This window comes from Alterirhizorhabdus solaris, from assembly GCF_007785815.1.
In the GTDB taxonomy this organism is placed as follows: domain Bacteria; phylum Pseudomonadota; class Alphaproteobacteria; order Sphingomonadales; family Sphingomonadaceae; genus Alterirhizorhabdus; species Alterirhizorhabdus solaris.
On record NZ_VNIM01000016.1, the window covers coordinates 49,237 to 57,884 of the forward strand.

Here is an 8,648-nt window from a genome sequence, read left to right on the forward strand (position 1 = left end):
GCCCCCGTCAAGCGGTGAGTTCCACCAGCCGCTCCGCGATCCGGTGCCCGGCATCAGCGGGAACGGTTTCCGGCCGGCCCATCCGCTCGGCCAGCAGGCGGGCGCGGTCGACGATCATGCTGAACCGGAGGGCGGCAAACGCCTCGTGCCACTCCATCGCTTCGGCCCTGCGTCCGGCGAAATGCTCCCACGCCGCGATCGTCCCGGCGCGATCGGTGGTGCCCTCCAGGCGCGCGATCTTGCTCCCTTCGGAGACGTTCCAGTCGAAGAACAGCCACCAGCCGAGATCGGTCTCCGCCCCGCCGAGCGAGGTCGTCTCCCAATCGATCACCGCCCGGCATTTATCGTCGCGGAAGATCATGTTGGCGGGCCGCGCATCGCCCCATGCGAGGCCGCCACCTCGCGCGTCCGGCAGGTTGTCGGCCATCCAGCGCAGCGCCCGTTCCTGTTCTGCCCGCACCGGCGCCCCGCTCCACGCGAGGTAATCGGTCCAGTAAGCGATCTCCTGATCGAGCCCGGTCGATCCCAGCGCCGGCCGGGCGAGGAACTGGAACCGCGCCTCGGATAAACGATGCAGCCGTGCCATCGTCTCGATGGCCGACAGCCAGATCGCCTCGCGCGCGGCCGGCGGCGCCTCGGCCAGAAACCCCCCGGAATGGTGCATGCCGGGCATCACCTGGCCGTGCACATGCTCCATGACGAAGAACGGCACGCCCAGCGTCGTGGGATCGGCCTCGTACCAGAGCATCGCCGGCACGGGAACGTCGCCCTGCGCGTGCAAAGCCTGCATGACGAGAAACTGGCGGCGCAGGCCGGGATCCATGTAGATCTGGTGATCGCTCGGCTCGATGCGCAGAACCCATTCCTCCCTGCGCGTCACGCCCGCCTGTCTTATCGTGGGGCTGATGAGGAGGGTTTCGCTCGATCCGCCGCTGCCCGGCTTGCGCGGCAGCGGCAATTCGATCGCATCGGCCTCCGGCAGTCGCTCGTGCAGCCAGGGCAGCAGCGCTCGGCGCAGCGTCTCGGGGTCGCGGCGGATGACCTGCGACATCAGCCGGCCCGCCGCGCCGCGCCGTACCCGCCGGGGCCAAGAAGCGGTGCGATCACGGCCGGCCAGCCTGCCCCGCCGGCTGCGCGAGGAGAAGCTCATACTCGTTGATGAGATCGTCCGGGACGACGAAGCCGCGTGACGTGTCGCCGATGTCGTCGAAATGCTCGGCCACTTCCTCGGCCGTCGCCGGCGTGTCCCGGTCGCCCTGCCACCCGGCGGTGATGCCGGTGAAAACGCGGGCGAACCGTCCGCCGAGCGACGAGAAGACGGCGTGCGACGACTGGCACGCCTCGCTCGCCAGATACACCGCGAGCGGCACGGTGAAATCGGCCGTCATCGACGCGCCGAGCCCCGGCACGATCGAGAAGCGGTCGATGGCCTCCCCATCCATTACGCGTGCCATGTCCTCGCCCATCCGGTTGTGCGCGTTGGGCTGGATCGCGTTGCACAGGATGCCGAGCCGGCGCCCTTCGAGCGACACCACGTTCATCAGCCCGGTGATACCACCCTTGGCCGCACCGTAGCCCGTCTGCCCGCGATTGCCGAGCATGCCGGCGGCGGAGGTGGTGAAGAGGATACGGCCATACTTCTGCGCCACCATCGCTGGCCAGGCGGCTTGCGTGGCGAAGAAGGAGCCCATCAGGTGCGTATCGATCTGCGAGCGCAGATCGGCCTCGGTGACATCGCCAAACCAATCGCTGCGGATGTTGCCGGCGTTGTTGATAACCACGTCGATCCGCCCGAAACTGTGGAGCGCGGCCTCGATCACCCGCTGGCTGCCCTCGCGCGTCGCCACGGTATCGTAGCTGGCGACGGCCTTGCCCCCGGCGGCGCGGATCTCTGCGACCACGGCATCCGCCGCGTCGGGCGCGCTGCCGGTGCCGCGCGCCGTCCCGCCAAGATCGTTGACGACGACGGCGGCGCCACGCCGGGCAAACTCCCGGGCATAGACGCGCCCAAGGGCACCGCCGGCCCCCGTCACCACGACGACCCGACTCTCGAATGAAATCGACATGGCGCTCTCTCTCCATTTCCGGTCTTCGCCGGCTGTTCCCGCGATACTGTACGCGGGTGGCATCTATTGCAACACGCTCGTTTCTTTTCCTTCGCGTCGCATTGACGCTGGTCCGGCCGCCGGTTAGCTTTCGCGAATAATCCGATCCGGCAGTTAAGGGCGGCGGCGCGATCGCCTGTCGGACTCGGATAAAAGGACCGACCGGCCCGAACCGGCGGCGGAGGGGATGGCTATGAGACTTGCCGGTAGGACGGCCCTGATAACGGGCGCAGCGGGCGGCATCGGACGTGCCATCGCGCTCGCCTATGCAGCGCAAGGCGCACATGCGCTGTGCGCCGATCGCAGCGGCGGCGGTACGGCAGAAACCGTGCTCGCGGTGCGAGACGCGGGGGGCCACGCGACCGGCATCGACCTCGATGTGACGGACGACCGGGCGATCGACGACACCGTCACCGCTGCCATGAAGGCTCATGGCGCGATCGATATTCTGGCGAATTGCGCCGGGATCGCCGCATCGCAGCCGCTGCTCGAGATCACCCGCGAGAGCTTCCAGCGGGTGCTCGACGTCAATCTGATCGGGCTGTTCTTCACGCTCCAGGCCGTCGCCCGCACGATGGTGCAGCGGGGCGTGAAGGGCCGGATCGTCAACATCGCCTCGGTGTCCGGCCGGCGCGGCGAACCGGGCGCGCTGCAATATGGCGCCAGCAAGGCCGGCGTCGTCAGCGTTACCCAGTCCGCCGCGCTGGCGCTCGCGCCGCACGGCATCACGGTCAACGCGATCGCGCCCGGCTTTATCGACACCGGCATGTGGCGCGACGCGCGCGACAGGATCGTGGCCAGCGGCGCGCTTGGCGACACCGGCGCTACGGTCGACGCGGCGATGGCACGTTCCATCCCCCTCGGCCGGCTGGGGGAACCGGCGGACCTTGCCGGCATCGCGCTGCTCCTGTCCGGCGACGAGGGGGCCTACATCACTGGGCAGACGTACAACGTCGACGGCGGGCTGCTTGCCGGATGAGCCAGCCGCCTGCCATTCACACCGCCGCCGACGGCATCACCACCGGCAGACGCTGGCAACGTCGCCCCGACGGCGCGAACTGGGGTGATTTCGGGCCGGACGATCAGGTCGGCCGGATGAACCTGCTCACGCCCGAACGCAGGCTCGGCGGGGTCCGCGAGGTGCGCGACGGCATCGCCTTCACCCTCAGCCTGCCGCTCGACCTGCCGGGCATGCTCAGCGAGATGCGCAAGCCGCCGAAGCTCTTCGTCGAGAGCGTCCAGGGCATACCCGCGTTCAATTGCGCGATGACGATGTTCGGGGGCACCGGGCACGACGTGATGTGCGACGACGGCGTCATCCTCTACACCCAGTATTCCACGCAGTGGGATTCTCTCGCGCATTGGGGCCAGAGGTTCGATGCCGACGACGATGGTATCGCCGAAACGGTCTATTACAACGGCTATCGCGCCGGTGAGCATCTGATCGGCCCCGAGGCCGGCGGGCCGCGGGCCGCCGCGCTGGGGATCGAGAACCTCGCGACCGCCGGCGTGCAGGGGCGGGCGGTGCTCGTCAGCCTCAGACAGGCCTTCGGGCCGGGGCGGACATGGGTCGGTCACGACATGCTCATGCAGGCGATCGCGGCGCAGCGGGTGGAGGTGCGGCCCGGTGACTTCCTCGTGCTCCATACCGGCCTCGACGAGGCGGTGCTGGCGATGAACGGGCAGCCCGACCTCCACGTCCTCGAACAGACGGGCGCGGTACTGGACGGTGGCGACTTGCGCCTGCTCGACTGGATCGACAGGAGCGGGATCGTGGCGATCTGTTCGGACAACATGGCGATCGAGGGGGTCGATCTCGCCACGCCCCCCGCGCCCGACCGGTCGATGCTGCCGCTTCATGAACTCTGCCTGTTCAAGCTCGGCATCCATCTGGGCGAACTCTGGCAGCTGCACGAACTGGCGGATTGGCTGCTGGCGCGCGAACGCAGCGCCTTCCTGCTCACCGCGCCGCCGTTGCGGCTGCCGGGCGCGGTCGGATCGCCCGTTACCCCGATCGCGACGGTCTGAGCGATGCGACCGCCCCGCGATCCCCGTGGCCGCGCCGCCCGCTTCGCCGGACGTCGCATCTACATCACCGGGGCCGCTTCCGGGATCGGCCGCGCGACCGCCGGGCTGCTTGCCGGTGAGGGCGCCACGCTCGCGCTGGTCGATATCGACGGCGCCGGTCTGGCATCCGTCGCACGCGAAACCGGCGGCACGGCGTTCGTCGTCGATCTTGCCTCGGGCGAGGCGATCGACGCCTCCGTCGCAGCGGCGGGCGGGGCACTCGGCGGGCTGGACGGCGTCATCAACTGCGCGGGGCTGGGTGAAGGCACACGACTGGCCGGGCTGGAGCCGTCGTTGTGGGCGCATGTCCTGGCGATCAACCTGAGCGCGCCCTACCGGGTCTGCCGGGCGGCGCTGGCGTGGTTCGAGCGCGAGCCGCGCGCGTCGATCGTCAACGTGGCGAGCGGCGAGGCGTTACTGCCGTCTGGCGCCGGGGCACCGGCCTATGCCGCATCGAAGGGTGGCCTGATCTCGCTCACCAAGGCGCTGGCCGCCGATCTGGCGCCGCGCGTCCGCGCGAACGTCGTTTGCCCGGGTCTCGCCGACACGGCGATGACGGCCGGCTTCCTGCATGGCGGCGACGGATCTCTGGCGGCGGCAGCGATCGCGCGCTACGCCTTGCGCCGCGCCGCCGATCCGATCGAGATTGCCGAGGCGATCGCCTTTCTCGCCAGCGACGACGCCTCCTACGTCACCGGAATCACGCTCGCTGCGGATGGCGGGAGAAGCTTTCACTGAGCCGTGGGGTGCGGGGGTGGCGGGAGAGATCGAGAGGGTGAGGTTCGATGCGCCGGCTGGACCATGAAGGTCGCTTCCTGGAGGGGGCACGCTGGCGGAACGGCCGGTGGTGGGTGTCCGACATGGTCGAGCGCGCCGTCTGCTGCCTCGACATGGGCGGACGGACGATCGACAGGATCACGTTCGAAGACCGTCCCTCCGGCCTGGGCTGGCTGCCCGATGGCGCGCTGATCGCGGTCGGGATGGACAGCCGGACGCTGATGCGCGTCGGGCCGGGCAGTGCCACGGCCACACGCCATATCGACCTGACGGCACAATGCGGCGACCTCGACGGCTATATCAACGACATGGCCGTCACGCCCGACGGGCATATCTATGTCGGCTTCGATCCGGACTTCCACAGATATGGCTTCGACTGCCCTGCCGGCGCGATCATCCATGTCGATCCCGCCGGTCGGGCCGACGTAGTCGCGACCGGCCTGCATTTTCCGAACGGCATGGTGGTAACGGCGGACGGCGCGACGTTGATCGTCGCGGAAACCGGCAGCCCACGGCTGACGGCCTTCGCCCGCGCCAGCGATGGCGGCCTGCACGATCGCCGGATCTGGGCGGCGATCGGCCCCGATGCCGATCACCGTCACGATCGCCGCCGGCCGCTCCCGCTCGACGGTATCGGCCTGGACGGTTGCGCGATCGATCGTCGGGGGCATGTCTGGGTCGCCAACGCCCACTCGTCCAGCTGCCTGCGTGTGGCGCCTGACGGCGGGATCGTCGACGGCGTAGCGATACCCGACGGCTACCGATGCCTCGCCTGCGCCATCGGCGGCGAGGAAGGTGAACTGCTGTTACTGTGCGGGCTTGCATTGTCACCAGACGACGATCTGGCCACGAGTCGATCGCACCTGTTCGTCGTCGAGCACGGCGCGGCATGATGATGTGCCGCCCCGGCGCTTCCATAGGCGTCTCGCGTGTATGCGGTGTGACTGCGTACGGAGAACGCCTTGAAAGGCGCTGTCCCAGAAACCCGTTTAGAAAAAGCGGAATGAATGTAAATTTCCTTGCAGACCGGGTCATTTTTGAAATACGCTAAAAGACACGAGAATGCTGAATCAATATAGCAGCATCCATTCATGGGGGAGGTCGCCTTGGGGGGCATGATCAACAAGCACGTCTTGCTGACGATGAGTTCAGCGATAGCGATGCTAGCGTGTAGTGCAACGCCTGTTCTTGCGCAGAGCGCCGAAAGCGGTGAGCAGAACGGCCTCGAAGACATCATCGTTACCGCGCAGAAGCGCGAGCAAAGCGTTCAGGACGTGCCGATCGCCGTGACGGCGCTCAGCGGCGAGGCGCTTCAGGCCAATCGCGTCGTCTCGGTTTCCGATCTCGGCGGGCTGGCGCCCGGCGTCACTGTACGGACCTCCGCCGGCGGCTCGCAACTCCCGTCCTTCTCGATTCGTGGTGCGGTAAGCTATGGCGTCGTGCCCGGCTCCGACCGGCAGGTATCGATGTATCTGGACGGGGTCTATATCGCCTCGCCGCGCGGCTCGATTTTCGATCTACCCGATCTGGAACGCATCGAAATCCTGCGCGGACCGCAGGGCACGCTGTTCGGCCGCAACGCCACCGCCGGCGCGATCAGCATTTCCACGCGCGAGCCGAACGGCGAGTTCGGCGCCACGGCGACGGGCACGGTCGGCAATCGCGACCAGTACCGTTTCCGCGTGAGCGTGCAGTCACCCCAGATCGGGCCGTTTTCGGGCTATGTGAGTTACGTGCATGACGAGCGACACGGCGACATCCGCAATCTGGATGCCGGACAGCGCTGGGATCGCACGAGTTCGCGCCTGTCCAACGTCGCCCGCGTGCGACGATCGTCAAAATGGCTCGGCAGCAAGAACTCGGAATCCTGGTTCGGCGCACTTAAATTCGAGAGCGGGGACTTCAAGACAGTTTATAAATATGACCGTAACGAGGGGCGCGGATCGGCCGAAGCGACGGTGCCGGTGGCGTTCCTGCCCTCCAACATCATCATACCCGGCGCCGCGAACTTCATTACCACGCTGCTGAACACGCAGACGACGCCGGTGGATATTGTGACGAGCACCAAGCGACCGGACTCCGCCCATAACGGCTGGGTCGTTCCCTACATCCAGAATGTCGACGGCCACAGCCTGACCAGTACCTATGACGTGTCGGACAGCGTCTCGGTGAAGAACGTCTTCGCTTTCCGGCGGGCATTCATCTTCAACACCTCCGCGCTGGACGGTATCGCCGGCCTGCCAGTCACGGCGGCGGCGGCGCCGCTGTTCGGCCTGCCCGCCGCGTTTGTCGGCTCACCCTTCGTCGGGCTCGGCATCCAGATCAGCAGCCGGACGAGGCAGTTCAGCGACGAGGTCCAAGTCAATTACCAGTCGGATTTCCTGACGGCCACGGTCGGCGGGCTATGGTTCGAGGGCAAGGACTATACGAACGCGCATCGCTTGCAGAATACGCTGTTCCTGAGCGTGCCGCTGAACGGCGTAATTCCCAGCGCCAACATCGGCGAAACGTTCAACAAGGTGACCTCGCTGGCGGCCTATACCCAGCTGGAATTCCATGTTGCATCGCAGATCGACGTGATCCTCGGCGGCCGAGTCACGAAGGACAAGAAGGACAGCACCCTCCTGTACGGCCCGACCCCTCTCGCGTTGCAATCGCTCGTCAGCCCGACCTACAGGAAGACCAAGCCGAATTACCTGATCGGCGTGAACTACAAACCGAATGATGACACGCTGGTCTATGGAAAATACTCCACGGCGTTCGTCTCCGGCGGCTCTGTCGGCGGCGTGCCGTTCGCACCGGAAACGGCGAAATCGTGGGAGGGCGGTATCAAGGCCGACCTGCTGGACCGCCGCGTTCGCACCAGCCTAGCCCTCTACCATGCGGCGTACCAGAATTATCAGGCGGCGCAGGCATCCAGCAACTATGGCGCCTACATCGCGCAGGTGACCGGCGATCCTACCCGGGCGGGCGTACTTGGCACGATCGTGGTGACGGCCGGCGGCGTCAAGGCACGCGGTTTCGAGTTCGACCTGACGGCCGCGCCAGTGAAGGGGGCCACCGTCGGCGGAACGCTCGGCTACAGCAAGGTCACGTACAACAACGTCAACCCGGTTCTGCTGGCGGTCAACGGCGGGCGCTACCTGCCTTCCTCGTTTCGGCCGAAGTGGACGGGCACCGTGTTCGCACAATATGAGACGCCACCGTTGTTCGGCGATGCCTTCCTGAGCCTGCGCGCCGACGGTATCTATCAATCGGACATGGGTCTCGCCCAGAACCCGGATCAGGCGATCTATGTCGCCAATCCTAATTTTCGCGAGGTTCCCGCCTACTGGCTGCTGAATAGCCGGGTCGCCCTGCGCAATTTTCAGATAGCCGGCATCAAGACCGAACTGGCGCTGTGGGGAAAGAACCTGACCGATGAAAAGGCCGGGAGTTTTCCGGGAGACTATTCCTTGTTCACGGGTATCGGGGTGCTGAACTTCATTCCTGCTCGCAGTTATGGACTTGATATTACAGTCTCCTTCTAGGGTCAGGACTCGTTGATCACAGCCAGAAGATGACGGTGGCATCGAGAGCAATGGCGGAGAAGAAGGCGGTGGGGCAGCGGTCGTAGCGGGTGGCGACGCGGCGCCAGTCCTTGAGGCGGCCGAACATGATCTCGATGCGGCTGGGAGGCCGGTAGCGGGGGTTGTCGTA

General features: G+C 66.7%; 7 protein-coding genes and 1 pseudogene. 5 read left to right on the plus strand and 3 right to left on the minus strand.

The annotated features are described in order from the left end of the window. Positions 1 to 7: 7 nt before the first annotated feature. Together FOY91_RS06045 and FOY91_RS06050 are read right to left on the minus strand one after the other, a co-directional pair. Complete coding sequence (locus FOY91_RS06045; protein ID WP_162527153.1) at positions 8 to 1,051, minus strand: phosphotransferase family protein; 1,044 nt, start codon at positions 1,049 to 1,051, stop codon at positions 8 to 10. 52 nt (positions 1,052 to 1,103) lie between these two features. After that, positions 1,104 to 2,066: an SDR family NAD(P)-dependent oxidoreductase gene (locus tag FOY91_RS06050; protein ID WP_145149153.1), complete on the minus strand. Its 963-nt coding sequence runs from the start codon at positions 2,064 to 2,066 to the stop codon at positions 1,104 to 1,106. A gap of 232 nt (positions 2,067 to 2,298) precedes the next feature. Here FOY91_RS06050 and FOY91_RS06055 point away from each other — a divergent pair, with 232 nt between their 5' ends. The 5 genes from FOY91_RS06055 to FOY91_RS06075 all read left to right on the plus strand — a co-directional run bounded on the left by FOY91_RS06055 (position 2,299) and on the right by FOY91_RS06075 (position 8,479). After that, positions 2,299 to 3,084 (plus strand): SDR family NAD(P)-dependent oxidoreductase, encoded by a 786-nt coding sequence (locus FOY91_RS06055; RefSeq protein WP_162527154.1) that lies wholly within the window; start codon positions 2,299 to 2,301, stop codon positions 3,082 to 3,084. Continuing rightward, positions 3,081 to 4,133: a cyclase family protein gene (locus tag FOY91_RS06060; protein ID WP_145149155.1), complete on the plus strand. Its 1,053-nt coding sequence runs from the start codon at positions 3,081 to 3,083 to the stop codon at positions 4,131 to 4,133. The genes FOY91_RS06055 and FOY91_RS06060 overlap by 4 nt, the downstream gene beginning before the upstream one ends. Positions 4,134 to 4,136: 3 nt before the next feature. Continuing rightward, entirely contained in the window at positions 4,137 to 4,910 is a 774-nt protein-coding gene (locus tag FOY91_RS06065; RefSeq protein ID WP_145149156.1) for an SDR family NAD(P)-dependent oxidoreductase, read from the plus strand. 47 nt (positions 4,911 to 4,957) lie between these two features. Continuing rightward, positions 4,958 to 5,842 (plus strand): SMP-30/gluconolactonase/LRE family protein, encoded by an 885-nt coding sequence (locus FOY91_RS06070; protein WP_145149157.1) that lies wholly within the window; start codon positions 4,958 to 4,960, stop codon positions 5,840 to 5,842. Between the two features lie 222 nt (positions 5,843 to 6,064). Next, complete coding sequence (locus tag FOY91_RS06075; RefSeq protein ID WP_162527155.1) at positions 6,065 to 8,479, plus strand: TonB-dependent receptor; 2,415 nt, start codon at positions 6,065 to 6,067, stop codon at positions 8,477 to 8,479. 16 nt (positions 8,480 to 8,495) lie between these two features. On the opposite strand, the pseudogene FOY91_RS06080 reads toward FOY91_RS06075, so the two are convergent. Further along, positions 8,496 to 8,648 (minus strand): annotated as a pseudogene (locus FOY91_RS06080) (IS5/IS1182 family transposase); the annotation flags it as partial.